The sequence below is a fragment of the Pseudomonas sp. KK18 genome, from assembly GCF_037094675.1.
Classification (GTDB): domain Bacteria; phylum Pseudomonadota; class Gammaproteobacteria; order Pseudomonadales; family Pseudomonadaceae; genus Aquipseudomonas.
Genome location: NZ_CP146605.1, coordinates 4,089,301 through 4,114,507, shown reverse-complemented (window position 1 = coordinate 4,114,507; position 25,207 = coordinate 4,089,301). Strand labels below are relative to the sequence as shown.

General features: G+C 62.1%; 19 protein-coding genes. 7 read left to right on the top strand and 12 right to left on the bottom strand.

Going from position 1 to position 25,207, the window contains the following annotated elements:
• Positions 1–46 precede the first annotated feature (46 nt).
• The 5 genes from V6607_RS18570 to V6607_RS18550 form a co-directional block, all read right to left on the bottom strand.
• Positions 47–1,480 carry a PLP-dependent aminotransferase family protein gene (locus tag V6607_RS18570; RefSeq protein ID WP_102604666.1) on the bottom strand — a complete coding sequence of 478 codons (1,434 nt, stop codon included), beginning with the start codon at positions 1,478–1,480 and terminating at the stop codon, positions 47–49.
• Positions 1,481–1,539: 59 nt separating this feature from the next.
• On the bottom strand, positions 1,540–2,307 hold the full coding sequence (locus V6607_RS18565; protein ID WP_003210776.1) for an SDR family oxidoreductase: 768 nt from the start codon (positions 2,305–2,307) through the stop codon (positions 1,540–1,542).
• Positions 2,308–2,326: 19 nt separating this feature from the next.
• Positions 2,327–3,394, bottom strand: a complete 1,068-nt coding sequence (locus V6607_RS18560; RefSeq protein ID WP_134326808.1) for a phosphotransferase family protein — start codon at positions 3,392–3,394, stop codon at positions 2,327–2,329.
• A gap of 130 nt (positions 3,395–3,524) precedes the next feature.
• A complete protein-coding gene (locus V6607_RS18555; protein ID WP_134326807.1) occupies positions 3,525–5,381 on the bottom strand; it encodes a pilus assembly protein TadG-related protein in 1,857 nt (618 codons plus the stop codon).
• 91 nt (positions 5,382–5,472) lie between these two features.
• Positions 5,473–6,423 carry a 2-hydroxyacid dehydrogenase gene (locus tag V6607_RS18550; RefSeq protein ID WP_102369274.1) on the bottom strand — a complete coding sequence of 317 codons (951 nt, stop codon included), beginning with the start codon at positions 6,421–6,423 and terminating at the stop codon, positions 5,473–5,475.
• Between the two features lie 29 nt (positions 6,424–6,452).
• Between V6607_RS18550 and V6607_RS18545 the strand changes: the two genes are divergently transcribed.
• Positions 6,453–6,938, top strand: a complete 486-nt coding sequence (locus V6607_RS18545) for a hypothetical protein (RefSeq protein ID WP_134326806.1) — start codon at positions 6,453–6,455, stop codon at positions 6,936–6,938.
• Positions 6,935–7,261, top strand: a complete 327-nt coding sequence (locus V6607_RS18540; protein ID WP_134326805.1) for a hypothetical protein — start codon at positions 6,935–6,937, stop codon at positions 7,259–7,261. Before V6607_RS18545 ends, V6607_RS18540 begins: the two co-directional genes overlap by 4 nt.
• A gap of 15 nt (positions 7,262–7,276) precedes the next feature.
• On the opposite strand, the gene V6607_RS18535 is transcribed toward V6607_RS18540, so the two are convergent.
• The 3 genes from V6607_RS18535 to V6607_RS18525 all read right to left on the bottom strand — a co-directional run bounded on the left by V6607_RS18535 (position 7,277) and on the right by V6607_RS18525 (position 9,062).
• Positions 7,277–7,813 carry a cysteine hydrolase family protein gene (locus tag V6607_RS18535; RefSeq protein ID WP_003210786.1) on the bottom strand — a complete coding sequence of 179 codons (537 nt, stop codon included), beginning with the start codon at positions 7,811–7,813 and terminating at the stop codon, positions 7,277–7,279.
• 216 nt (positions 7,814–8,029) lie between these two features.
• Positions 8,030–8,626 (bottom strand): TetR/AcrR family transcriptional regulator, encoded by a 597-nt coding sequence (locus tag V6607_RS18530; RefSeq protein ID WP_134326804.1) that lies wholly within the window; start codon positions 8,624–8,626, stop codon positions 8,030–8,032.
• A gap of 52 nt (positions 8,627–8,678) precedes the next feature.
• Entirely contained in the window at positions 8,679–9,062 is a 384-nt protein-coding gene (locus tag V6607_RS18525) for a tautomerase family protein (protein WP_003210790.1), read from the bottom strand.
• Between the two features lie 252 nt (positions 9,063–9,314).
• On the opposite strand from V6607_RS18525, the gene V6607_RS18520 reads away from it, so the two are divergent.
• Both V6607_RS18520 and V6607_RS18515 read left to right on the top strand, forming a co-directional pair.
• Positions 9,315–10,592 (top strand): serine/threonine transporter, encoded by a 1,278-nt coding sequence (locus V6607_RS18520; RefSeq protein WP_102604662.1) that lies wholly within the window; start codon positions 9,315–9,317, stop codon positions 10,590–10,592.
• An 80-nt stretch (positions 10,593–10,672) separates the two neighbouring features.
• The gene (locus V6607_RS18515) at positions 10,673–12,319 is read left to right on the top strand and encodes a SulP family inorganic anion transporter (RefSeq protein WP_102604661.1); all 1,647 of its coding nucleotides are present in this window, start codon (positions 10,673–10,675) and stop codon (positions 12,317–12,319) included.
• An 8-nt stretch (positions 12,320–12,327) separates the two neighbouring features.
• Here V6607_RS18515 and V6607_RS18510 read toward each other — a convergent pair whose 3' ends face one another.
• Complete coding sequence (locus V6607_RS18510; RefSeq protein ID WP_134326803.1) at positions 12,328–13,827, bottom strand: FAD-dependent oxidoreductase; 1,500 nt, start codon at positions 13,825–13,827, stop codon at positions 12,328–12,330.
• Positions 13,828–13,879: 52 nt separating this feature from the next.
• Here V6607_RS18510 and V6607_RS18505 point away from each other — a divergent pair, with 52 nt between their 5' ends.
• On the top strand, positions 13,880–14,380 hold the full coding sequence (locus V6607_RS18505) for a MarR family winged helix-turn-helix transcriptional regulator (protein ID WP_032899084.1): 501 nt from the start codon (positions 13,880–13,882) through the stop codon (positions 14,378–14,380).
• Positions 14,381–14,438: 58 nt separating this feature from the next.
• Here the strand turns inward: V6607_RS18505 and V6607_RS18500 are convergent, their stop codons facing one another.
• Positions 14,439–14,933 carry a DUF934 domain-containing protein gene (locus V6607_RS18500; protein ID WP_003210798.1) on the bottom strand — a complete coding sequence of 165 codons (495 nt, stop codon included), beginning with the start codon at positions 14,931–14,933 and terminating at the stop codon, positions 14,439–14,441.
• Positions 14,917–16,575 carry a nitrite/sulfite reductase gene (locus tag V6607_RS18495; protein WP_003210800.1) on the bottom strand — a complete coding sequence of 553 codons (1,659 nt, stop codon included), beginning with the start codon at positions 16,573–16,575 and terminating at the stop codon, positions 14,917–14,919. The genes V6607_RS18500 and V6607_RS18495 overlap by 17 nt, the downstream gene beginning before the upstream one ends.
• Positions 16,576–17,024: 449 nt before the next feature.
• Between V6607_RS18495 and V6607_RS18490 the strand changes: the two genes are divergently transcribed.
• On the top strand, positions 17,025–18,104 hold the full coding sequence (locus V6607_RS18490) for an ABC transporter substrate-binding protein (protein ID WP_134326801.1): 1,080 nt from the start codon (positions 17,025–17,027) through the stop codon (positions 18,102–18,104).
• Between the two features lie 6 nt (positions 18,105–18,110).
• Here the strand turns inward: V6607_RS18490 and V6607_RS18485 are convergent, their stop codons facing one another.
• Positions 18,111–18,326 (bottom strand): DUF2970 domain-containing protein, encoded by a 216-nt coding sequence (locus V6607_RS18485; RefSeq protein ID WP_008432997.1) that lies wholly within the window; start codon positions 18,324–18,326, stop codon positions 18,111–18,113.
• 141 nt (positions 18,327–18,467) lie between these two features.
• On the opposite strand from V6607_RS18485, the gene V6607_RS18480 reads away from it, so the two are divergent.
• Positions 18,468–25,100, top strand: a complete 6,633-nt coding sequence (locus V6607_RS18480) for an NEL-type E3 ubiquitin ligase domain-containing protein (RefSeq protein ID WP_256662361.1) — start codon at positions 18,468–18,470, stop codon at positions 25,098–25,100.
• Positions 25,101–25,207: the final 107 nt, after the last annotated feature.

Genomic DNA, 25,207 nt, shown 5'->3' with positions numbered 1-25,207 from the left:
GGCCCCGATCCGGATTTGACCAATAGCCAATCCGGCGGAAATTCCCTCAGCCAATCTGTCGCAGGATATCCCGCACCACGTCCAGCGCCGGGTCAATGTCCAGGGTTTCGATCGCGCCAAACCCGATCTTCAGTCCCTCGCGTACCGGTGTGTCGTGGAAAAACACGCTCAGCGGATAGAGCCCCACGTCAGCCTCCCGTGCCAATTGGGTGAGCTGCGGAATATTCACCGGCACCTTGCACAGTGCGGCCAGATGGAACCCGGCCACGGTGGGCACCACGTCGAACCACGGCGAGAGGTCCCCCGCCAGGCGCTGCAGAATCCGTTCCCGGCGCCCGGCATATACCCCATGGCAGCGCCGAATGTGCTTGAGCAGGTAGCCTTCGCTGATGAACTTGGCCAGGGCCCATTGCGGCAGGGTGGAGCTGTGCTGGTCGGTGAGTTGCTTGGCCTTGAGCACCGCGCCGAAAATCGCCGGCGGCAACACCGTGTAGCCCAGGCGCAACTCCGGCAGCAGGGTTTTCGAGAAGGTCCCGACGTAGGCGACCACGCCGCGGGTGTCCATGCTTTGCAGGGAGTCGGTGGGGCGGCCCTCGTAGCGGAATTCGCTGTCGTAGTCATCCTCGATCACGATGGCGCCCAACGCCAGCGCACGTGCCAGCAACGCCTCACGGCGCGGCACGCTCATGGGCATGCCCAGGGGGAACTGATGGGACGGTGTCACGTAGATCAGCCGCGTGCCGTCGGGAATCAAGTCGACCCGCAGGCCGTGTTCGTCCACCGGCACGCCCACCACGGTCGCCCCCATGGCGTCGAACATCAGTCGCACCGGGGTGTAGCCGGGGTCTTCCATGGCGACGACGGTGCCCGGTTCCAGCACCACGCGGGCGATCAGGTCAAGCGCCTGCTGGGCGCCGTTGGTGACTACGATGTCGTCTTCGCTGCACCTGACCCCACGGGAAAATGCGATATGCCCGGCGATTGCACTGCGCAGGGCCGGCAAGCCTTCCGGCCGGCTGTAGAAGCCGCTGTCCTGTGAGATACGGCGCAAGGCATCGAGGGTGCAGCGCCGCCATTCATCCTGGGGGAACTGGCTGCGGGCGGTGGCACCGCCGATAAAGTCCCGGCTCGGGCGGGTTTCACGGTTGGGGTGACCCATGGGCGCGGGAAGGGCCTGCCACTTGGCCAGGTTGGCGGCGCAGGCAAGGTCGGCGGCACTTTGCAGGTGTTCGCGGCGCGTGGCCCAGGCGTTGACGAACGTGCCACGGCCGATCCTGCCGACCAACAACCCTTCGTAGGTCAGCGCCGCGTAGGTGTCTGAGACTGTCTTGCGCGACACGCCCAGTTGCAGGGCCAGCAAGCGGCTGGGAGGCAATTGCGACCCGGCCACCAGTTGTCCCGACTCAATGGCCGTGCGCAATTGCTGGTAAAGCTGTTCGGCTAGGTCCTTGCGGCCCTTGATAACGACGTGCAGTTCCATGTTTCATCCAGAGGCAAGCAATCACCCGCAAGATTACCGCAAGTCACCCGCCAGCCGAATCAGGACAGGAAACCGCCGTCTACATTCAACGAAACGCCGGTGGTGTAGCTCGACGCATCGCTGGCCAGGTACAGCACCGCGCCGGCCATCTCGCTCGGGTCGGCCACGCGCTTGAGGGGGATCTGCGCCAGGGCCATTTTCAGGATCGAGTCGTTCTTCACCAGCGCGGAGGCGAATTTGGTGTCGGTCAGGCCCGGCAGCAGTGCGTTGCAACGAATGCCGAACGGCGCGCATTCCTTGGCGAAGACTTTGGTCATGTTGATCACGGCGGCCTTGGTCACCGAGTAGATGCCCTGGAATACGCCCGGCGAAATCCCGTTGATCGAGGCCACGTTGATGATGCTGCCACCGCCGTTTTCGCGCATCAGCTTGCCGGCTTCCACGGACATGAAGAAGTAGCCGCGAATGTTCACGTCGACGGTTTTCTGGAACGCGCCCAGGTCGGTGTCCAGCACGTTGCAGAACTGCGGGTTGGTGGCGGCGTTGTTGACCAGGATATCCAGGCGGCCGAACTGTTCGCGGATCGCGGCAAACACGTTGGTGATCTGTTCCATTTCGCCGATATGGCAAGCAATGGCGGTGGCCTTGCCGCCGTCGGCGATGATCGCGTCGGCCACGTGCTGGCAGCCGTCGATCTTGCGGCTCGACACGATCACGTGGGCGCCTTGCTGGGCCAGCAACTTGGCGATGGCCTCACCGATACCGCGGCTGGCGCCGGAAACGAAAGCGATCTTGCCGTCGAGGTCGAACAGTTGGGTTTTGGACATGGTTTTTCCTTGAAGAAGGTCAGAGGGAAGACTGTTTGATGACATTCAGGCTCATCTGCTCAAGCAGCTTGTTCATGTGAATGAACTGCGCAAAGCGTTTGTCCTGGGTCTGGCCATGGAAGAAGCGGTAGTAGATCTGCTGCACGATGCCGGCCAGGCGGAACAGGCCGTAGGTGTAGTAGAAGTCGAAATTGTCGATCTGGATCCCGGAGCGTTCGGCGTAGTAGTCGACGAACTGGCGGCGGGTAAGCATGCCGGGGGCGTTGCTCGGCTGGCGGCGCATCAGTTGCACCGGGGCCGGGTCGGCCGCTTCGATCCAGTAGGCGAGGGTGTTGCCCAGGTCCATCAGCGGGTCGCCGAGGGTGGTCAGTTCCCAGTCCAGCACGCCGATGATCTGCATCGGGTTATGCGGGTCGAGGATCACGTTGTCGAAGCGGTAGTCGTTGTGGACGATGCTCGAGGTGGGGGGGTCGGCCGGCATCTTGTCGTTGAGCCAGGCACGTACCGCTTCCCAGCTTGGGGCGTCGGGGGTCAGGGCTTTTTCGTAGCGGTCGCTCCAGCCGCGAATCTGCCGCTCCACGTAACCTTCGGGCTTGCCCAGGTCGGCCAGGCCGCAGGCGCTGTAGTCGACCTGGTGCAGCTCGACGAACTTGTCGATAAAGCTTTTGCACAAGGCTTCGGTTTTCGCCGCGTCCAGGCCCAGTTCCGGCGGCAGGTCCGAGCGCAGGATGATCCCGTTGACCCGCTCCATCACGTAGAACTCGGCGCCGATCACCGACTCGTCGGTGCAGTGCACGTAGGCCTTGGGGCAATACGGGAAACCGTCCTTGAGCTGGTTGAGAATCCGGTATTCGCGGCCCATGTCGTGGGCGGACTTGGCCTTGTGGCCAAAGGGCGGGCGGCGCAGCACGAATTCCTGGCCGGGGTATTCCAGCAGGTACGTCAGGTTGGAGGCACCCCCGGGGAACTGGCTGATTTTGACGCTGCCGCTCAAGCCCGGGATATGGGCCTTGAGGTAGGGATCGATGAGGCTGGCATCAAGTTCTTCGCCGGGGCGAATCTGGGTCGATTGGTCATTAAGCGCCATGCTTATCCCTTCTGCTTATTCTTAAGGCCTTGGACTATTGGCTAATCTAATGCGCGCGGCCGCCAAGCCACAAGGTTGGGGCGGCTTAATAGGTTAGCGTGTTGGCCGATGATCAGCGGGCTTGATGTGCTCAGATCACCAGAACTGCGCGCCCGCCGGGGTTGCAGGACAGGTTGGCACCGATTTCGACTTTTGCCAGGTCGATGCCCAGGCCGGCGAGCAGGTTATTGACCAGCGGGTCGAGGAGCGGGCTGAGCAGTCCGGAGATGATGCCGCTGAGCAGATTCAGTACGCCGGTGACCAGGCCGACCACCAGGTTCAGCACCAGCCCAATCAGTCCGCCCTGTGTCGGTGGATGGTTGATCAACTGGATGCCATTGAGGGTGTTGCTCAAGCTGCCCACCACGTTGTTGGAACTGAAACTGAAGTAGTCCGGGGGGCTTTTCAACTCGGGCGGCGACAGGTAAGTGTGGTTCCGGACGGTCTTGGCCACGCTGCTGTCGATCTTCAGGCTGATGCCACCCACGCCATACGGTTGCCGGGGATCGCAGACACCGTTGCTACAGGTCTTCACCCCAAGGTCGAGTAATGGGAATTCGTCAACGTTCAGTGGTGCTGTGGAGGAAAACAGGTTTTTTGGGTCGATCTGGCCCACCATCAGCCTAACCGCCGAGGTGGTACCGAGCACCGACAAGGCTTTGTCCGCAGGCCCGTTGCAACGATATCCGGTGACCGTGCTGCTGCCGCTGGCGGCTTCCAGTGCTACATCGATTTGCTGGCCGATTTTGGGGTCAAAGGAGCTGCCTAACAAGATGCCCACCAGCGCCGTTACCCCGCCCAGTAAATCGTTCACCGCGCCGATTGCCGGCAGTTTCACCGAGATCAACGTCCTGACTTGCGCGGTCCTGACGTAGATCGGCTGGGTGGCGATCAGCTTGGGGTTACCTATGGCGGAAACCTGCGCCGGTTCAATGACCTTGGTCTTGACCGTGATATTCAGCAGTCCCAGCACATCCACCGGCAACTCCACCGCGACCGCGTTGTACTTGTTCGACAGTTGCACAAACCCCTGGATCAGGTTGAACAGTTGCAGGTTGACGTCCAGGGCGCTCTTGTCGGTGCCGTTCTGGATGGTCAGCAGGTCGCCCAGGTGCAGGATCTTGGTGCCGGGCGCAATCAGCTTGATCGCTTCCAGGTTATTGATCACCACCTTGACCGCATCGCCCCCCAGCTTGAGTACATCTATCGCGGCCTGGATCAGATCGCCGACGCTGGCGTCGGTCTTGAGCAACTCGTCGTAGTTGCCGGCGCTGACCTTCAATTGAATCGCCAGCGCGTCCAGGTAACTGAGCAGGTTGATATCGGTATTGATCAGGCCCTTCCAGCCCACCGCGTCGAGTTGCAATTTGCCCCCCAGCAGTCCGCCGATCAACGCATTGAGTGCGGCGGACTTGGTGCTGTCCACGGTCAGCAAGGTGCTGCGGATGGTCAGTACGGCCACCGGTGGCGCGGGCACGGCGGCCACGGCCACTGCCTGCAACCGGATGGTCGGCTCGAAAGGGCCGGTGGAGAGCAGCATGAACAGGCGGTTGGCGATACTGGTGACGACGCGGTGGGTGGCGATGACCTGGATCGCATCGGACCTTGAGGGATTGGGGCTGAAGGCGCGCATGAAGTCAGCCCCGGTGACCAGGGTGCCACAGGTGGTCGCCAGGGTACGGTCTGCGTTGAGCGGGAAATCATTGCGGGCTGCGCTTTGGATCGCGAATTGCGCGGCGTTGGTATTCGGCGTCGCGCAGGCGCCGCCGCGGGTGACCACTTCCAGCGCCGCGGTGTCGGCAACCCGTTGCAGCTTGCGCTTTTCCAGGTACAGCCGGCCGCTGTCGACCACCAGCAACAGGAACAACAGTGCGATCCCCAGGGTCATCGCACCCATCAGTCCTATTGCGCCGCGTTGGCGGGCCGAGCCGGGTCCTTGGCAAACCATCCTGCGTTCCTTCGCCGGTCCAGTACCGGCATCCTGAGTATCCCCTCAGGCAGTGTAGTCAGGTTTTGCAAGGATTCATGGCTATTGGCCATTATTTTCGCGGAGGCAGTGCCACGGGCGTCAGCACAGGGCGGCCGGCAAAGTATTCCAGCAGGTTGTCCGCCACGCGCTGCACGGTGTCATGGGCGGCTTCCGGCGACAGGCCGGCGACGTGGGGCGTGAGCACGGTATTGCTGAGGCGCTTGAGCGCGTCGGGCACGTTGGGTTCATCGTCGAACACGTCCAGTGCCGCGCCGCCGATGCGCCGTTGCTCCAGGGCGGTAATCAGGTCGGCGGTGACCACCACGCTGCCACGGCCGATGTTCACCAGGAAACCGTTGGGCCCCAGTGCGTCGAGGGCCTGGCGGTCGATCAAATGTCGCGTGCTGGCGCCGCCCGGGGTGGCCAGGATCAGGAAGTCCGAGGCCCGCGCCAGTTCCACGGCGGTGGCGCAGTAGGTGTAGTCCACATCTTCGCGGGGCTGGCGGTTGTGATAACTCACCTCCATGCCAAAACCCAGGGCAGCCCGCTTGGCGATTTCCAGGCCCACGGCCCCCAGGCCGAGAATGCCCAGCTGTTTGCCGGCCAGGGAAGGGCGCATTATCTTGGGCCATTCGCTGCGCCGTACTGCTGCGTCCGCCCGGGGAATGTCCCGCACCAGGCACAGCAACAACGCCATGGCGTGGTCGGCCACCGACGGCGCATTCACCCCCGCGCCATTGGTGACCACGATTCCACGGTTGCTGGCGGCTTGCAGGTCCACGTGTTCATACCCGGCGCCGATCACGCAGATGATCTCAAGCAGCGGCAGCGCGGCGATTTCCTCGGCGTACAGGCCCAGCGGGCCACGGGTCAGCACCGCCTGGACCTGCCCGCCGTGGGTCTTGATGGCCTTGGTGCGTTCGGCCGGGGTGGGCGCAAGAATCACGTGAAAGCCATTGCCTTCGATGATCGGCAGGTAGTCGTTGATGGTTTCAACCAGGACCAGAACGGTGACGGGCATCGGAAGGTTCTTCCTGAAGGATTAGAGGCTTGGATTATGCGGGATTTGTAGTCCCGATCGTTTCTTTACCGCAGAAAAATTTCATTTCTCACCAGCCTAATCTGATTTTCCAGACCGCTCGTCCCAGGCCTTTTTACTGCAGCAGACTTCGACGACTTTCCTTAGCAGAGACGTCATGGATGCATGTTCCTGCCACCCCCGAAATCGTCGAGTGGACCCCTTATGGCTACAAGCACAGCCCATCAAAAAACCTAGCTTGGGAAGATATTGTCAGCAGCACCCGATACGGCCCGGCCAAATACAAGCCCGGTATAAATATTGAAAAGCTTGAGCGAGAAGCCTATAAAAATGGAGTGCCAAGCACTCATGCAAAACCCTGGAAACTCAGGGAGTATCCGCGAGTCATAGGTGCCAGTGATGGCAAGCTCAGTTACTGGGTTCGAATTGAGTCAAGCGCGGGCGTCATACATGGTCATCCGATTTCCGAGCAGGAATTCAGGAGGTTAACAAGTTGATCTCACTAGGCTTTATTGACGGAAACGTCACCCATGATGATCTCTCCATCTTGCAGGATGGGGCGATGGAGAGTCAGGTTCACCTGTTGAAAGAGGACATGCTTCAGGTTGAATACGCCGGTGGGCTTATATTGGATGTCGGCTGGTACCCCTCCTTCGATACCCATGGTGGGTTCCGCATCAATGTAATAAGAAATTACGACTGGGACCGCCCAGTGATTGCGTTAACGGCGCACGCAGCCGGTGATCTGGTGGACCAACTGGCTGTTGCGCAGAGCGCGATCAATGGCGAACTGCGCAACGTATTGAGAACCTCGGCTTAGGTAAAGCTCCAGGCTTTAGAAGCAGATATCGTCAGCTTTCACACGCTGCACAAATGCCCCGGCCAAGGTTGCGTTATGGTGCTCGATAATCGATGCGGCCGATAACGCCGGAGTGTCCATGCAAGTATGGGCATCCTCCGGCAGCAGCACCGAGAACCCCAGCTCCACGGCCACTCGGCACGTCGTGTCGATGCAGTACTGGGTTTTCATCCCGACGATCACCAGTTCATTCACCTGTGCCGCCGCCAGTTGCTGCGACAGCTCGGTGCCGAGAAAACAGCTGGGCCGGGTTTTATTGAAAACCGTGTCGCGAGCTTCATCAACCTCCAGTGCTGGCCATAGTTGCCAAAACGGGCTGCCCACCTCGATGGGCGAACCCGCAGGGCCGGTGTGACGTGCAGCGAAAACCGGCACGCCAACGTGTCGGGCGCGCTGAATCAGCTGGTTGATGTTGTCGAGTACGCGCTGGCGTTCGTAGGGTTTTTCCGGGCCATCGTACAGACCGGTCTGCATGTCGATGATCAGCAGGGCGGGGCGCTTGTTGTCAGGCATGGTGCTGCTCCTTGTGTTTGCCAGATGGCGGAGCAATAAAAAGGCCCCGTCCATTGCTGGCGGGGCCTTGGGTAAATCCGGGTGGCTTAGTTTGCGCGCCACTCATCGCTACCACACGACCCGCCGGAAGCGGTCGTGGTGGTGGTGCGGGTGAGGGCCAGCTGAATAAGGTTCATGGGCCGATCATGCTGGCGCTGGCGTTTGGCTGTCAACGCGTCAGCCGAGGTTTTTTTCCGGGATCAGGAGATTCCTGGCGGCAGCGAGGAATTCATCAGACAGGCCGTTGCCTTTGGTCGCACGTGCCAGGGTGAGGGCGCCGACCATCATCGCGTACTGGGCAATGGCGGCCTGCCGGTCACCTTCGGGGGTTCCGGTGGCCTGGGTAGCGGCCAGGATGCCCATGGACGCTTCAAAGCCCCGGATAAAGCTGCGTTGCAACGCGCTGTCGGCGGCTTCATGGCATATCTCCCCGGCAAAAGCCGCAACCGGGCAACTGTCCCCGGGGTTGTCACGATTGGCGGCCGACAGATACGGATCAATCAACGCCAGGCGCGCAGCCTCGGGATCAGGGCTTTGCTCGACCCTGGCCTGCCAGCGCTCGCTCGATTGCTCGAATGCCCGGTTGCAGGCTTCCGTGGCCAGCGCCTCACGGGACTCGAAGTGCCCGTAGAAACCGCCATGGGTCAGCCCGGCGGCGGCCATCACGTCCGACACGCTGATGCCATGGATGCCCCGTTCACGAAACAGCCGCGTGGCGGCCTCGACGATGATTTCGCGGTTGAGTTCGGCTTGTTTGCGGGACACGCGTGGCATCGAGGGCTCTCTGGATCAGGTGGTGGCAGGGATGGGCGGCATCATAAAACGTTTAGCTGGCGTACTGCGCAATCCCGTTGCCGAACGACCAGTTTTCCTTCTTGACCTCCACCAGGCTGATAAACACATCTTCCAGGCGCACCGCCAGTTCACGGTTCAAGCTCTCGGCGATGGTCTTGTACAACAGCTTTTTCTGCTCGGTACTGCGGCCTTCGTTCAGAGTGATCTGGATGATCACCAGGTTGTCGGTGCGCTGGATGCCCAGGTACTCCGGGTCATAGATGAAGTGGTGTTCATCGTGCTCGGTGAGGATCTGGAAGTTGTCGTGTTCAGGCACGCCGATGGCCGTGTGCATGGCGTTGTAGATCAATACGCCGACGCGCTTGGCGTAGGTGACGTCGGGGTTTTTCCGAAGGTCGATGCGCACGATTGGCATGGCAGGTAGTCCAGTGAGGGGCGTGCTTTAAAAATACATGACGTGATGAATTTATAAAATAGATTTCTTATGAAATGTAAAATTGACGCTGCCAAAATCGCCTTCAATCCTCTGCACCGCACAACCATTCCTCAGCTAAGTCTTTGCTTCTTCAAGCGAATCCCGGACAATCGCGCCCCTGTTTCGGTCGTGGCGCTGCCTGTCAGGTTTTTCTGACTCGTCTCGACTGAGTGAATGCGGAGATCCGAACGGATGAATGATCAGGCCAATAGCGTCGACGAACGCTACGCAACGACACCTGCAACCCTCACAAGCTGGAGCCGCCAGGACACCACCTGGATGCTCGGCCTGTTCGGTACGGCCATCGGCGCCGGCACCTTGTTCCTGCCGATCAACGCGGGCCTTGGCGGCTTCTGGCCGTTGGTGATCCTCGCGCTGCTGGCATTCCCGATGACGTTTTTCGCGCACCGTGGCCTGACCCGCTTTGTGCTCTCGGGCCGTGAAGGCTCGGACATCACCGACGTGGTCGAAGAACATTTCGGCCTCAAGGCCGGCGCCGCGATCACCTTGCTGTACTTCTTCGCGATCTTCCCGATCCTGCTGATCTATAGCGTGGCGCTGACCAACACCGTCGGCAGCTTCATGGAGCATCAACTGCACATCGCGCCACCACCGCGGGCGATCCTGTCACTCGTGCTGATCCTCGGCCTGCTGGCCGTGGTGCGGTGCGGCGAGCAGGTGATCGTCAAGGCCATGAGCCTGATGGTGTATCCGTTTATCGTCGCCTTGCTGTTCCTCGCCGTGTACCTGGTGCCGCACTGGAACGGCGGCATCCTCAGCACCGCCAGCACCGTGCCGGCCCCGTCGGCGCTGCTGCACACGCTGTGGCTGGCGATTCCGGTGATGGTGTTCTCGTTCAACCATTCGCCGATCATCTCGGCCTTTGCGGTGGACCAGAAGCGCCAGTACGGCGAACACGCCGAGGAACGCAGCTCGCAGATCCTGTCCCGGGCACACATCCTGATGGTGGTGATGGTGCTGTTCTTCGTGTTCAGTTGCGTACTGACCCTGTCGCCGGCGCAACTGGCCGAAGCCAAGGCGCAGAACCTGTCGATCCTGTCCTACCTGGCGAACCACTTCAGCAACCCGACCATCGAGTTCGCCGCGCCGCTGATCGCGTTTGTGGCGATTGCCAAGTCGTTCCTGGGCCATTACATCGGCGCCAGTGAAGGCCTCAAGGGCCTGGTGCTCAAAAGCGGCCGTCGCCCGGCTGCCAAGACCCTGGACCGCATGACGGCTGCCTTCATGCTGGTGGTGTGCTGGATCGTCGCGACCCTCAACCCTAGCATCCTCGGCATGATCGAGACCCTGGGCGGGCCGATCATTGCGTCGATCCTGTTCCTGATGCCGATGTACGCGATCCGCAAGGTACCGGCGATGGCCAAGTACCGTGGCCAGGCGTCCAACGTGTTCGTGACGGCGGTGGGCCTGGTGGCGATTACCGCGCTGATTTATTCGCTGGTGTCCTGACAGCACCCGGTTTCAGTGCAATGATCACGGCCAATTCGCAGACAGCGGATTGGCCGTTTTTTTTGCCAGGGAATTAGGGATTGAACACCAAGCCTGAGAGCGACACCACGCCGAACCGTGCACAAGACTTGCTGGCCGGCCTGTCCATCGCCGGCCTGTTGCTGCCCGAGGCCGTGGCCTATTCCAGCATCGCCGCGTTGCCGCCCCAGGCGGGCGTGATCGCCTTGTTTGCCGGATTGTTGTGCTACGGCCTGTTTGGCACCAGCCGCTTCGCGATTGTCTCTGCCACATCGTCCTCGGCAGCGGTGCTGGCGGCGGCCACGGCAACGCTGGCGGGAGACGACCCGGCACTCAGGCTGAGCCTGGCAATGGGCCTGGTACTGGTGACGGGGGCGTTTTTCCTGTTGGCCGGGATGCTCAAGCTGGGCGGGCTGACCTCGTTTATCGCCAAGCCGGTGTTGCGTGGCTTTGCCTTTGGCCTGGCGCTGACGATCATCCTCAAGCAGTTGGCCAGCGTGGTGGGCGTGCACCTGACCGACAACAACCTGATTCGCTTCCTGCCCCAGCTCCTGGAGCAACTGCCGCGCTGGAACTGGGCCGCCGCTGCCGTCGCGGGCGTCGCGTTGCTGCTGCTCTGGCTATGCGCGCGAGTCCGGCGCCTGCCGGGCGGGTTGCTGGTGGTGATCCTCGGGATTGCCGCCGGCCAGTGGCTGGATCTGCAGGCCCATGGCGTGGCGTTGATCGGCGTCATCGACCTGCGTCTGGAACTGGCGCATTTGCCGGTGTTGCCGTTCGCCGACTGGCTGCGCCTGGGAGAGTTGGCGTTTGCCATGGTGATGATTCTTTACGCCGAGTCCTACGGCTCCATCAGCTCCTTCGCCCTCAAGCATGGTGATCGCGTGTCATCCAACCGTGACCTGCTGGCGCTGGGGGCCGCCAACCTGCTGTCCGGGCTGTTCCAGGGCATGCCCACTGGCGCCGGGTATTCGGCGACATCGGCCAATGAGGCGGCGGGAGCCAACTCGCGGCTGGCGGGCGCCGTGGCGGCGCTGGTGGTGTTGGCGATCGTGCTGACGGTGCTGCCGCTGGTGGCATTGACGCCGGAGCCGGTGCTTGCCGCCATCGTCATTTACGCCTTGGGCCGTGGCTTGAGCCTGCAGCCCTTGGGCCGCTATTTCTCCTGGCGCCGCGATCGGTTGCTGGTGATCTGCGCGGTGGCAGCGGTGTTGGTGCTGGGGGTGCTGGATGGGTTGTTGGTGGCCGTCGGAATCAGCGTGGTGTTGATGTTGCGCCAGATGTCGTCGGCGGACGTGCGCGAGTTGGGGCGCATTGACGGCGGACATGATTTTGTCGACTTGCTGCATCACCCGAGCGCCGAACGGATCCCCGGTGTGCTGATCGTGCGGCCCAGTGAAGCGCTGTTCTTCGCGAATGCCGAGCGAGTGTTGGGGGCGGTGTTGAGCCTGATGCGGCACGCTACGTTACCGGTGCACACGGTAGTGCTCAGCCTGGAAGAATCCCCCGACCTGGACGGCACCAGCATCGAGGCATTGCAGGCGTTTTTCGTACAGGTGCGAGGGGAGGGCAAATGCCTGGTGCTGGCCCGCGTACGGCATGAGGCGCAGGAGGTGTTGCAGACGCTGCCTGAGGCGTGTGCTCCCCAGGTATTGATCAGCGGCTTGAGTGTTGATGGCGCGGTGCAGTTGGCGTTGCAGCCAACTGCCTGAGCCCGACATTAAAACGCCTCGGCGCTGAGCCCCACTTGGGCGAGGTAGCCGTGCAGTTTCTCAACGTCTGTGAAGATCGCGCCGACGTAGCCATCCGGGCGCACCAGCACCCATTCGCCATGGGCGAGGTTGTAAGCGTCATTGAACTGTCGCTGATCATCCACCAGGTCGCCGCCCGGCCCGAAGCGATGGATATGCAGCCCGGCGGCAGGCTTCAGTGACCCGCGTTCCACCTCATAGCCCAGCAATGTCCAATGCGCGCCCTGGAACAGCTTGAATAGCCGGGACGAATGGCCGCTGGCGTCCCGCACGGTTGCATCGGGCGCCCGGTCACCGGCGAGCAAGCGGCCTTCTCGTTCTGCCGGTTGCACTGCGAGCGAGGAGTGGGGATACCCGATATCGAGTTGGTGCACCTCGCGGCCGCGGCGCATGTTGCCCTTTTTCATTCCGTCCAGCAGCCTGGTCGACAGGCCGAGCATCGAGGCTGCCACAGGCCGTCGCTCTTCCTCATAGGTGTCGAGCAACGCTTCGGGCGCATCGGCCGTCACCGCCGCCAGCTTCCAGCCCAGATTGTAGGCATCTTGCACGCTGGTATTGAGGCCCTGGCCGCCGGTGGGTGGGTGGATGTGCGCGGCATCGCCGATAAGAAATACCTGTCCTACGCGATAGTGATCGGCCAGCCGCGCATTCATCGTGTAGGCCGACGCCCAGGAGACAGAGTCGATATGAATGTCCTGCCGACCCGTGCGCTCTGCCACCAGGTTCATGAGCCCCTCAGCGCTGAGGTCAACTTCTGTGTCCAGCGGAATCGGCGCCTGTATCTGAAACAGCTCGGTCCCCGCCAATGGGCAGATTGCGACCTGCATTGTCATGCACTCAGTGCTGAACCGGTGCCAGTAGTCACGCGACAGGCCGGTCATCAGCACATCGGCTACGATGGCACGGACCCCGAGGGTCTGCCCAGGAAATCCGATGTCCAGCGTGCGGCGTACCACACTGCGGCCGCCGTCTGCGCCAATGAGCCAACGTACACGCAGTGTCTGTTCGCCTTCGTTGCCGACCAAATATGCGGTCACGCCGTGGCTGTCCTGCTCGAAGCTGACTAACTCGCAGCCAAACGCCGGGCGGTGCCCCAATTCCAGAAGGCGCTCGCGCATCACCTGTTCGGTGAGGAACTGCGGCAGCATCATAGGCTGCTGATAAGGTTCGGCTGACGTTGGCGCCGAGAGCTCGATAACCTCGGCGTCGATGTGGCTGCCATCTTCGTTATATCGCCGCTCGGGCGGGTAGACGTCGCCCGCAGCGGTGATCCGGTCGAGAATGCCGAGGTCTTCGAATATTTCCAGGGTGCGGGGTTGAATACCCTTGCCCCGCGAGCCGTGGAACGGCGCGGGGGATTTTTCGATCAGCCGGAAGGAAATGCCTCGTCGCGCCAGGTCGATCGCCAGGGTCAAACCGGCCGCACCGGCACCACAAATCAGAACGTCGACTGCGCATTGCTCTTTCATCTGGACTGCCTTTATATGTAATATGCACATATATTTGAGCAAGGAAGATTCCGTGTCAACAGAAAGCGTGCAAAATACACCTATAGGTCTTCAGATTCGCGAGCTTCACGGGGCGCTGATTGAAATTGTCGGTGCCATGAACCGGCCGCAGCGCGACGAAGTGATGGTCCGGGAGGCGGGTATCGCCCTTGATCGGGCACTGTTTCCGCTGCTGGTGCTGGTGGAGCGGCTGGGGCCGATCGGCGTTGTGGAGCTGGCCGACCGCGTGGGACGCGACTACACCACGGTCAGCCGCCAGGTGGCGAAGCTGGAAAGCCTCGGTTTGGTCGACCGCCAGGAAAATGCCAAGGACCGCCGGGTTCGCGAGTCGGTGATCACCCCGCAGGGCAAGGCAATGACGGATCGGGTGGATGAGGCACGTACGCGAATGGGGATGGCCATTTTCGCCACCTGGGAACAGCAGGACATCGACGACCTGGTGCGACTGATGGGCAAGTTTGCCGCCGACCTCAACGACGATGCGCTGGTCACTCTGACGCTTGAGAATCGATAGAAAAGCCGGGCAAAAAAATACCCCTCAATGAGGGGTATTTTTAAACGACTCCCAGCGGTTACCGGCGGCGGAACAACGGCAACGGTTCATCCGTCGCGGCCTGGTACGTCACCGAGAAATCCTTGAGGCTTTCCAGCGCTTCATACGGGTCTTTGTCCGCGCGCAAGGCGAAGGCATCGAACCCGCAGCGGCGCAGGTAGAACAACTGGTCGCGCAGCACATCGCCAATCGCCCGCAGCTCGCCCTTGTAACCATAACGGTCACGCAGCAGGCGGGCGTTGGAGTAGTTGCGACCGTCGGTGAAGGCCGGGAAGTTCAGGGCGATGACCTGGAAGTGCTCCACGTCATCACCGATCTCTTCGGCTTCTTCATCGGCGTCCAGCCACACACCCAGGCCGCCGTCGCGGGCCTTGAGGGCGTGAGCGTGCTCGCGCCACAGGGCCAGTGGCACGATCAGGTCGTCGCAGTTGGAGATGCCATCGAAGCTCGCATCCTTGGGCAGCAGGTGCCAGGTTTCGTCGAGGACTTCGTTGTTCTTAATGATTCGCTGCATAGACGCGCTCCTTGAACAGGTCAATGCCGATGCGCTGGTAAGTGTCGATGAAACGCTCATCTTCGGTGCGCTGTTCAACGTACACGTCGATCAGCTTGCCGATCACGTCAGGCATGGCTTCCTGGGCGAAGGACGGGCCGAGGATCTTGCCCAGGCTCGCATCGCGGCTGGCGCTGCCACCCAGGGACACTTGGTAGAATTCTTCGCCTTTCTTGTCCACGCCCAGGATGCCGATGTGGCCGACGTGGTGGTGACCACAGGCGTTCATGCAACCGGAGATGTTCAGGTCCAGCTCGCCGATGTCGAACAGGTAGTCCAGGTCGTCGAAACGGCGCTGGATCGATTCGGCAATCGGGATCGACTTGGCGTTGGCCAGGGAGCAGAAGTCGCCGCCCGGGCAGCAGATGATGTCGGTCAGCAGGCCGATGTTCGGCGTGGCAAAACCCTGCTCGCGCAGCTCGCCCCACAGGGTGAACAATTGAGACTGTTCAACGTCGGCGAGGATGATGTTCTGCTCGTGGGAGGTGCGCAGTTGGCCGAAGCTGTAGCGCTCGGCCAGGTCGGCGACGCCGTCCAGTTGCTTGTCGGTGATGTCACCCGGTGCAACACCGGTAGGTTTCAGCGACAGGGTAACGGCCACATAGCCCGGCTTTTTGTGGGCCAGGGTGTTGCGGGTGCGCCAGCGGGCGAAACCCGGGTGCTGCGCATCGAGCTCGGCCAACGCGGCGTCCTGATTGCTCAGGGCCTTGTAGTCCGGGTCGACGAAGTGTTTGGCAACGCGGTGCACTTCGGCGTCGGTCAGGGTGGTCTGGCCGCCGCGCAGGTGTTCCATCTCGGCGTCGACTTTCTGGGCGAACACCTCGGGGGTCAGCGCTTTTACCAGGATCTTGATCCGGGCCTTGTACTTGTTGTCACGACGGCCGTAGCGGTTGTAGACCCGCAGGATCGCGTCGAGGTAGCTCAACAGGTCCTGCCACGGCAGGAATTCGTTGATGAAGGCACCCACTACCGGCGTACGACCGAGGCCACCGCCGACGAGCACACGGAAGCCCAACTCGCCCGCCGCGTTATGCACCGGCTCCAGGCCGATATCGTGCACTTCGATGGCGGCGCGGTCCGAGGTCGAGCCATTGATGGCGATCTTGAACTTGCGCGGCAGGTAGGCGAATTCCGGGTGGAAGGTGGTCCATTGACGGACGATTTCACACCATGGGCGGGGGTCGATCAGCTCGTCAGCGGCAACGCCGGCGAACTGGTCGGTGGTCACGTTGCGCAGGCAGTTACCGCTGGTCTGAATGGCGTGCATCTGCACGGTGGCCAATTCAGCCAGGATGTCCGGCACGTCTTCCAGGGCCGGCCAGTTGAACTGAACGTTCTGGCGAGTACTGATGTGGGCGTAGCCCTTGTCGAAGTCGCGGGCAATCTTGGCCATCATGCGCGTCTGACGGGAAGTCAGTTGGCCATAAGGCACGGCAACCCGCAGCATCGGCGCAAAGCGCTGAACATAAAGGCCATTTTGCAGGCGCAGAGGGCGGAACTCTTCTTCGCTCAGTTCACCTGCCAGATAGCGTCGGGTCTGATCACGGAACTGCTTGACGCGGTCCTCGATGATGCGCTGATCGTATTCGTCGTATACGTACATATAGGTCCTGTTCTCGGCAAATCTGCGCGCACGGCCGCGCACTCCCAACGGAGCCGGCGCACGATACCAGTTTGCGTTTATGCGCAAAAGTGATGTTTGAGTATATGCAAATAACCAAATGGCCTAATGAGAACGGTTATCGCGATACCCACATTTGTCATGCGGGCAATCATGAACTTTACTGTGCTCGTGTCTTTGTGCAATCACCTATAAAACCGACAAGAGGCGATGCTATGAGCAATCCGACCAAAGCCCGCAAAAGTGACAGCAGTGTCGATGCGTGGGCCATTCTGTTCTTGATTATCCTGGTGGTTTCCACTGCCGTGTTCTGGGTCAGCCATCAATAAAAGGGCGTTATCGAGCCTTGTTGTCGACAATCGGCAATTAGCCGAGATTGACCGGCCTGATGCCATTATCATGGGCCGTCATTCCGAAGGGCTCAGGCAACGATGTTGAAGGTTCTCTGCAAGTGCTTGCTGGTGCTGAGCATGCCGTTCTGGGCCATCGCCCAGGCGACGTCGGTGGTGTTTCTCAACCCTGGCAATTCGACCGAGACCTTCTGGGTCAGCTACGCGCAATTCATGCAGGCCGCCGCAAGGGACCTCGGCCTGGATTTGCGTGTGCGCTATTCCGAGCGCAATCCCGAGACCACGCTGGTGCAGGCCCGTGAAGCCCTGCAAGGCGCCGAGCGCCCGGACTACCTGGTGCTGGTCAACGAGCAGTACATCGCCCCGCAGATCTTGCGCCTGGCCCAGGGCAGCGGGGTCAAGCTGCTGATCGTCAACAACGCGCTGACCGCGGACCAGACTCAACTGCTGGACGCCGGCAAATACCCTGACTGGATCGGCAGCATGGTCGCCGACGACGAACAGGCGGGCTACTTGATGCTCACCCAGTTGTTGCGCCTGCATGGGCCTGTCGCCCCCGGCCAGACCCTCGACCTGATCGCGTTCTCCGGGGCCAAGACCACTCCCGCCGCGCAACTGCGCGAGCAAGGCTTGCAGCGCGCCCTGGCGGATCATCCGCAGGTGCGCCTGCGCCAGTTGGTGTATGGCGAGTGGAGTCGCCAGCGCGCTTTCGACCAGGCCACGCAGTTATTCAAACGCTACCCGCAGACCGCGCTGGTGTGGGCGGCCAACGATGAAATGGCGCTGGGGGCAATGGATGCACTCAAAGGCAGCGGGCGCACGCCGGGCAGGGACGTGTTGTTCAGCGCGGTCAACAGTTCGCCCGAAGCGTTGCAGGCGCGCCTTGAGGGGCGCCTGAGTGTGCTGGTGGCCGGGCATTTCACCCTTGGCGGCTGGGCGATGGTGGTGCTGCATGACGATGCCCGCGGCCTGGGCATGGCGCAGTACGGTGGGCGTGAGCGCAAGCTTGGGCTCTTTCGATTGATTGATCCGCCACAAGCCTCGCGCCTTTTAGAGATGCAGGGGCGCGAGGACTACGGCGTCGACTTTCGAGCACTGTCAGCCCAGGGCAAGCCAGCCACCTATCGCTATCCGTTCAGCCTGCAACTGCTGATGCATTGACCGGCTTCAAACACCGGCCAGGTGCAGCACCAGCTTGACGATGCCAAACAGGGTCAAGGCAAACACGGCGGTAAACACAATACCCAGGATGACAAAGTGGCTGGGCTTGCCATGGGTAAAGTCGCGGGCGCGATTCTTCCCGCTCTGCACCCCGAAGGCGGCTGCCATCACGCTGTGAAGCATCTGCCAGAAAGTCGGTGGCTTGTTGTTGGAATCGTCCATAAAGGCCTCGCGGTAGGGATCAAACCCATGGATGAGGATAGCCAAGTTCCCGCAAAACACCGGCTGTAGCTATCTACCGCCCTGGCGGTTGGCCCGTTCGCTGTACTGGGACTCCTTAACAGAGTCATCAGGAACGAGCGCATGCCAACCTTACCCGCCCCGACAGAGCAGGGGCTACACACCGCATTGATCAAGAACAGCTTGCCCGGCTGGATTGCCCGCAGCGCGGCTGCGGACATCCGACGCTTGAAGCCGGGCCTGCTGCCCGGGCGCGTCCCCGAGGATGCACCACCTGCCTGGCTCAGTAACGCGCCCCAGGGGTTGCGCCAGGCATTCGCCGACAGCCAGTTGGCCAGTCGCCGCGCCCACGAGCGGCTGGCCAAGACTCTCGACGGCCTCAAGGGCATCACCGAGTTTGCCCAGCCGCTGCTGGAAGACGCCTGGCGCAAACGGTTCGGTGAGGTACCGGACGTCCACAAGCACCAGTTGCACTACCTGCGTTACCGTCAGGTGCCGCAACAGCATTCGCTGTTGCAGGCAGCATTGCTCAACTTTGAAGGCAATGAAGACTTTGCCGATATCGCCCTTGAGCAAACCAGCGCGCTGGCCCCCGAAGGGGCGTTGTTCACCGAGTACTACGGCGAAATTCTGAACGACCATTCACGCCGGGCCCGCTATCGCTACCGCGAAAAGCTCGCCGTCACCCCGGACCAGTTTGCCGCGCTCTGCCGCACGCTGGACCTGGGCCGGCAATACCAGGCGCATTTGCAACAAGTGTTCGAGGAGGCGGGCACCAAGGCCGTGGTGCGCGAGCAGATGATCGAAGCGCACAAGAAACTGCTGGCCGTCAGGCTGCACACGGCGCGGATGAAGAACGAAGTCAGCGACAGTGCCTATGCCATGCTCAACGCCTTGCTGGCCGGTACCGAACGGCCGCAGTTGGATGGCAAGCCCGTTGCCTGCAGCCAATTGGCGATTCTCGGCTGCAAGGTGGGTGAAGTCGTACTGATCGGGCCGGGCGTCGGCGCGATGGCAGATGCCCGGCAGCCGTTGGGCTGGGGCACTGTGCTGGTGCCCGGCGCCTCGCTAGGGGAGTTGCTGGTGCCGGCCGCGGCCGACCAGCGGATGGTGGCGTGGATCCCCGGTGCGCCGTTGTGCCCGCTCAAGGAATACCCGTCGATAAAGGCGTTCGAGGCGGAACTGGCGATCAACCTGCGCTCCCCGGAGTATCAGCGGCTGTTTGCCAGCCTGGTGCCGCAAGACGAAGCCCCGGCTTTCCTGCAACGACTGAAGACCAAGCTCTTTACCTTCGAGTGGAATTCCAGAGGCTACATGGAGCAGATCTACGACCCGAACATCAACCTGGCGCGCCGCGAAAGCCTGATCAGTGGCGAGCTGTTCGGAGCACTCTATGACAACCACCTGCAACGCCTGAAAGATAACGCCAGAACGCTCGCCGTACCCACCGCCGAGGCGGATCGCAAGGCTGCCCAGGAACGCCACGAACATTGGCTGAGTATTGGCTTGAATGTGCTGAACGTGGCGGCCTTCGTCGTGCCCGGCCTGGGGGAGGTGATGCTGGCGGTTACGGCTGTGCAGCTGGGCCTGGAGGTCTACCATGGCATCGAGGCGTGGAAGGAAGGCGACATGGATGCCGCCTGGGGGCATCTGGAGTCGGTGGCGCTGAACGTGGCCTTCATGGCCGCCCTCGGCGGTTCGACGGCCCTGGCCGGTCGCGCGCCGCAGATCCAGGTGTCCCGCTGGGTGGATGGCCTGGTACCGGTCAAACTGCCCAGTGGTGAGGCTCGGCTGTGGAAACCGGACCTGGCGCCGTACCGCAGCGAGGTGGTGCTGGCCCCGGCTCTCAAGCCCAATACCCGGGGCCAGTACGAGACAGGCGGCAAGATTTATGTGCGTATCGGCGAAAACCTGCATGAAAAGGTCTTCGACAGCCGAATCCGCAAGTGGCGGATCAAACACCCGGAAAATCCCGAGGCTTACCAACCGATCCTTGAACACAACAACGCCGGTGCCTGGCGGCATGTGCATGAGCAGCCTTTCAACTGGGACCGCCTGACCCTGCTGCGACGACTGGGGCCTGTCACTGAAGAATTCTCTGATACGACACTGGGCATTATTGGGGATATCAGTGGGGTCCAGGATGACGTGTTGCGCAAGGCGTATATCGAAGGCAGGCCGTTGCCCGCCGTGCTGGCCGATACCCTGGAGCAGTTCCGCAGCCAGCCAGTGGCGGAAACGGCGCCGCTGGCTGGCGAAGAGGCGGTGCTGCAACGGCGCTTCCCTGGATTGTCGAGGCGAGCCATCCAGGAAATTCTTGATACCGCCAGCGAACAGGAGCGCTTGCAACTGCGCAGTCAGCGTGGAACCTCGGCGCGCCTGGACAATGCCGCTCGCCGCGCAGTCCAACAAGGCCGCCTGAGCCGTGCCCTGGCGGGGCTGCATCGTCAGGCCGACGCCGGTGCCGACACGGACCGCCTGGCCCTGCATTGCCTGCAACACTTGCCGGGCTGGCCCACCAATCTGCGCCTGGAAGTGCGCTTTCAGGCTGTCGAAGGACCGTTACTGAACAGCATTGGCCCGCAAGATGCGCCGCTGCGCAGATACCTGGTCAAGCAGGGCGAAGCCTTCCAGGCCTACGACGAGCGCGGTGTCGCGCTGAACAGCCGGACCACCGGGCGGCGTAATTTCTTCCAGTCCGTCGTGCATGCGATCCCCGCTGCGGCCCGACCTGGCCTGGACATGCCCGTGGCGACCCTGGACCGGGAACTGCAACAGGCGGTGGCCAGTTATGCCACCCGCCGCCGTAGCCAAATGTCCAATGTGCTCGGCCTGCGCGCACCGCGTTCGCGACCCGTGTTGACAGGGGCGGGGGGCGTCCTGGGTTACCCGTTGAGCGGTCGGGGCAAAGGCTTTGACGTGGATGCATCGCTGACGGCGAGGGTGCAGGCGCTCTATCCGAACCTCAACGCCGGGCAGGCCAGCGATTTTGTCCTGAGCCGATTGCAGGCCGGTGAAAGCGCCCAACAGATCTTCACCCTGTTGGGAAACCGCCAGCGTGAGTTCGACCTGTTGCAGGCAGAGCTTGATCAGTGGACCGCCGCTGCGTTCCCACAGCCGGGTAGGGTCAGTGATCAGCAACGGATGGCGGCCGACATCATCAGTTGCTGGCGCCAGGGCATTTACCGCGAGCGGCCGCCGCTGAGCACCCTGTCGCTGGGCAGCGTGACGGACCTTCCGCGGCTGAGCGCAGACTTTTCCCATGTGCAGTCGCTGAGTGTGCGAGCCGAGGCCTTATCGGGTGAGCAGGGTACAAGGCTGGCTGAGCACTTCTCCGGCGTGCAACGCCTTGATGTATTCCTTGAGGCAACCCCAGGCATCGAGCTGGTCGACAGACTGAACCGCTTTACCGGGCTCACCCAGTTGACGTTAGGCGGCCGGAATATGGCCTATCCGGCTGCGTTTATGCAACGCCTGGGGGGAATGGAGCGTTTGCAGCACCTGAGCATCGAGGGCATTTCGCAACGCCTGGACGTCAGCGCCCTCACGCACCTGCGCTCGCTGCGCATGGAGGGCTCGGTGCAGGAGTGGCCACAGGGGGTGGCGTCACTTGAGCACCTTGAGAGGCTCGACCTGTGGCGAACAAACATCCGTTCGGTGCCCCCGTCGATGCTCATCGGGCATGAACGCCTGTGGCGCGGCTTGAACCTGCGGTGGGCCGCGTTTGACCGCCGGGAATTCATGGCGGTGTATGAACACGTGCGGGGCAATCCGGCTCACCTGCTCAATGAGCAAGCCCTGGTGCGGGGTTACTGTGAGGGCGTGATGGATCGTTTGAAAGACGTGCGCTGGGGGTTTGGCATAGACGTTGTCTCTCAGTTCCGGCAGCAGGGTCTGACCACTGAACAGATACTGGCCCGCACTCACCAGGTATTCGACGAACAGCTCGCCCTGAGCCGGGACCTGGAGGAGTGGTCGGCCAGGGAGTTGCGGGTTGACCGCCGGCAGGTGGATGTCTTTTACCGCCAGCGCGCCGCCGAGCGGCTCCTGGACAGTTGGCGTGAAGGCCTGGGGCCGCGGCTTGCGCCGTCGGGCATGTCGGCGCGCTCCAACCTGCCGACCGCCACACTGAACCTGTCGGGGGGCGTACTGGGCGACTTGCCCGGGTTGCCGGCGGCCGCGTTCGCCCATGTCAAACAGGTCAACCTGAGCGGCACCCGGGTTTCCATTGAGGCGCTGAATGACTTTCTCGGCGCATTCAACGCCATTGAAGACTTGAACCTCAGTGCCAGCAACCTGGCACAGCTGCCTTCGGCCCTGGACAACTTCACCGCCCTGCGCCAGTTGGATCTTTCCCACAACCAACTGAGCATCATCCCGTCCATCCAGCAACGCTTGAGCCGCCTGACGGCTCTTGAAACCCTGGACTTGCAATACAACCGTGTCGCGAGCCTGGATCTGCGTGGCCTCAACGCCTTGCGCCACTTGAACCTCAGCCGCACTGGAATCACCGAATGGCCCGAGGGTGTCCTGGACTTGCCAGTCCTGGAGAGCCTGGACCTGAGCCACAGCGCTATCACCCGGGTGCCCGCCCAGGCGCTCACCGGCCACGACACGCTGATGCTCAAGAGCAACCTGCGGGGTTGCCGACTGACTGCCCGGGCCTGCGCCGACATCCTGGCCTTTGCGCAACGCACCCTGCGGGAAAATCCATTGGGCCTTGATGTGGAATTACTGCCGTTGGTGGGGCCGGAAATCTACCTGCACAAGCCGCTGGGCATTCCCCAGGAACAGCTGCGCATCGGCCGGACCGGCGGCGATCCGGAGTATTTCCCGGTCAGGGTCACGGACGACCCCGGCCAGTTGCTGTTGCCCCTGCACGTCGAGAACGTCGACGCGCAAGCACGCCTCACTCCGGCGGCGCGCCTGCAACAACTGGATCCTGCCTTGAGCAGTGCCCAGGCGGTGGCGCGCATTGATGAATGGCTGGCCGCCGGCCTGGGCGCCACCGGCGTCGACACACGCCTGGTGCAGTTGCACGCCGAGCATCAACGCTTGAGCCGGGTGTTGAACAGTTGGATCGACATCGAGGGTTATCGCGAGGGGGGCGGCTGGGTCAGTGCCCTCGACCGTCGTCGTGCCGCCGGCCGGCTCCTTGAAAGCTGGCGCCACAACCTGCGTGCCCGGCCCGAGGTGCCGCCGGTGGACGGGCGCGAGGTACTGGACCTGTCCGGGTTGTATCTGGGCGACCTGCCGACGTTGCCGGCTTCAATGAGCCACGTCAGCGTGCTCGACCTCACCGAGGTGAAGCTGACGGAGCAGGGGTCCAATGGGTTCCTGGGCAGTTTCCCCCACCTGCGCCGGCTTGTGCTCAACAAGAATGGCCTGGCGCACCTGCCCGAGGTGATCAACCAATACACGGCGCTGACTCATCTCGAAGCCACCTACAATGATTTGCGCGACGCTGTGGAGCTACAGGCACTGCTCGGCCCATTAAGTGCGCTGGAATGGCTCGACCTTGGCGAAAACACCCTGGCCAGCCTGGATGTCAGCGGCCTGCGCGGGCTGACAAACCTGGATCTGCACAACAACGTCCTGGAGGAATGGCCGGCCGGGGCATTGGAACTGCCGCGACTGCGCACCCTCGACCTCAGCAATAACCAGATCGAGACCATCCCGGACGATGCCCTGTTACCTCGCCACAACCTCCTGATGAGCAACACCAACCTGACAGACAACGGGCTGGAAGAACGCGTGTTCGAGCGCCTGAGCGACTTCCTCGAGGAAACGGGGTTCGGCCTGGGTTATACCCGGGAGCAAATTGATCGCGAGCTCGATGGCTTCCTCCTCAGTACCAGTCACGAGGAAGCGGATCTGAGCGGTGAGCTGCATCCGGAGCTGCTGACGCCCGCAGCACAGAAAGCCCAGTGGTTTGCTGGCGTGGCGGCCGACTCCAGCAAACACGCAGTCTGGGAGTCGCTCAAGAGCGCTGACGACAGTGAGGATTTCTTCTACATCATTTCCCAGCTGAAAAACGCCCAGGACTTCATCACCGACCGCCCTGAGTTGACGCGCCGGGTATGGGAGGTGCTGGAGGCCGCCGAGCAACGTCCGGCGTTGCGCGAGCAACTGTTCGGCAAGGCTCGCGGCATGCGGATCAACGCGACCTGCGGTGACGGCTGGATCCTGCTGTTCAGCGACCTTGAAGTCAGTGTCTATGAGTTCAAGGCCCTGGAAACCGTGGAGCCCGGAAAAGAAGGCGCGGCGCTGTTCAAGCTGGCCAGAAGCATGATCCGCCTGGAACAGACTGAAGCCACCGCCAGCCGCGTGGTCAGCCTAAAGCCCAGTGTTGACCCGGCGGAAATTCGCCTGGCCTACCGCATCGGCCTGGCCCAACGCCTGGAGTTGCCGCGCCAGCCGTCCGGCATGCTGTACCGCAACCTTTCCCAAGTGAAACAGGCCGATATCGACCAGGCCTACGCCAGCATCATCGCCCGGGAGGCGACCGAGGCGTTCACGGCCGATCTGGTCACGCGCCAGTACTGGGTCGACTACGTGCAGAAGCAATACGCGGCTGACTTTACGACGCTGGCTCAGACCCAGGCCCGCGAGGCTGAAGCCCTGGAGGATCGCTATCCGGCGTTTGGTGCGCAGTACGAGGCGCAAGCCGTGGTCTTGGCCAAGCAAAGGATTGAGCAACGCCAGGCCCTGCTGATTCGCCTGTCCGAGCGGGAGAGAGCAACACTGAGGCTATAACAGCCTGTGCCCCGGCGGCAGGTCCGGAAACGGGCCTGCCGCGCCTCAGTGGTCGTTACCCAGGTTCGGCGCCAAGGTGCACAAAAACATTTATCTACCTGCGAAGG

Excerpts from the sequence above, each read along its gene's own strand:
- V6607_RS18570 (WP_102604666.1), bottom strand. The coding sequence starts at position 1,480 with ATGGAACTGCACGTCGTTATCAAGGGCCGCAAGGACCTAGCCGAACAG.
- V6607_RS18565 (WP_003210776.1), bottom strand. The coding sequence starts at position 2,307 with ATGTCCAAAACCCAACTGTTCGACCTCGACGGCAAGATCGCTTTCGTT.
- V6607_RS18560 (WP_134326808.1), bottom strand. The coding sequence starts at position 3,394 with ATGGCGCTTAATGACCAATCGACCCAGATTCGCCCCGGCGAAGAACTT.
- V6607_RS18555 (WP_134326807.1), bottom strand. The coding sequence starts at position 5,381 with ATGGTTTGCCAAGGACCCGGCTCGGCCCGCCAACGCGGCGCAATAGGA.
- V6607_RS18550 (WP_102369274.1), bottom strand. The coding sequence starts at position 6,423 with ATGCCCGTCACCGTTCTGGTCCTGGTTGAAACCATCAACGACTACCTG.
- V6607_RS18535 (WP_003210786.1), bottom strand. The coding sequence starts at position 7,813 with ATGCCTGACAACAAGCGCCCCGCCCTGCTGATCATCGACATGCAGACC.
- V6607_RS18530 (WP_134326804.1), bottom strand. The coding sequence starts at position 8,626 with ATGCCACGCGTGTCCCGCAAACAAGCCGAACTCAACCGCGAAATCATC.
- V6607_RS18525 (WP_003210790.1), bottom strand. The coding sequence starts at position 9,062 with ATGCCAATCGTGCGCATCGACCTTCGGAAAAACCCCGACGTCACCTAC.
- V6607_RS18520 (WP_102604662.1), top strand. The coding sequence starts at position 9,315 with ATGAATGATCAGGCCAATAGCGTCGACGAACGCTACGCAACGACACCT.
- V6607_RS18510 (WP_134326803.1), bottom strand. The coding sequence starts at position 13,827 with ATGAAAGAGCAATGCGCAGTCGACGTTCTGATTTGTGGTGCCGGTGCG.
- V6607_RS18500 (WP_003210798.1), bottom strand. The coding sequence starts at position 14,933 with ATGCAGCGAATCATTAAGAACAACGAAGTCCTCGACGAAACCTGGCAC.
- V6607_RS18495 (WP_003210800.1), bottom strand. The coding sequence starts at position 16,575 with ATGTACGTATACGACGAATACGATCAGCGCATCATCGAGGACCGCGTC.
- V6607_RS18490 (WP_134326801.1), top strand. The coding sequence starts at position 17,025 with ATGTTGAAGGTTCTCTGCAAGTGCTTGCTGGTGCTGAGCATGCCGTTC.
- V6607_RS18485 (WP_008432997.1), bottom strand. The coding sequence starts at position 18,326 with ATGGACGATTCCAACAACAAGCCACCGACTTTCTGGCAGATGCTTCAC.
- V6607_RS18480 (WP_256662361.1), top strand. The coding sequence starts at position 18,468 with ATGCCAACCTTACCCGCCCCGACAGAGCAGGGGCTACACACCGCATTG.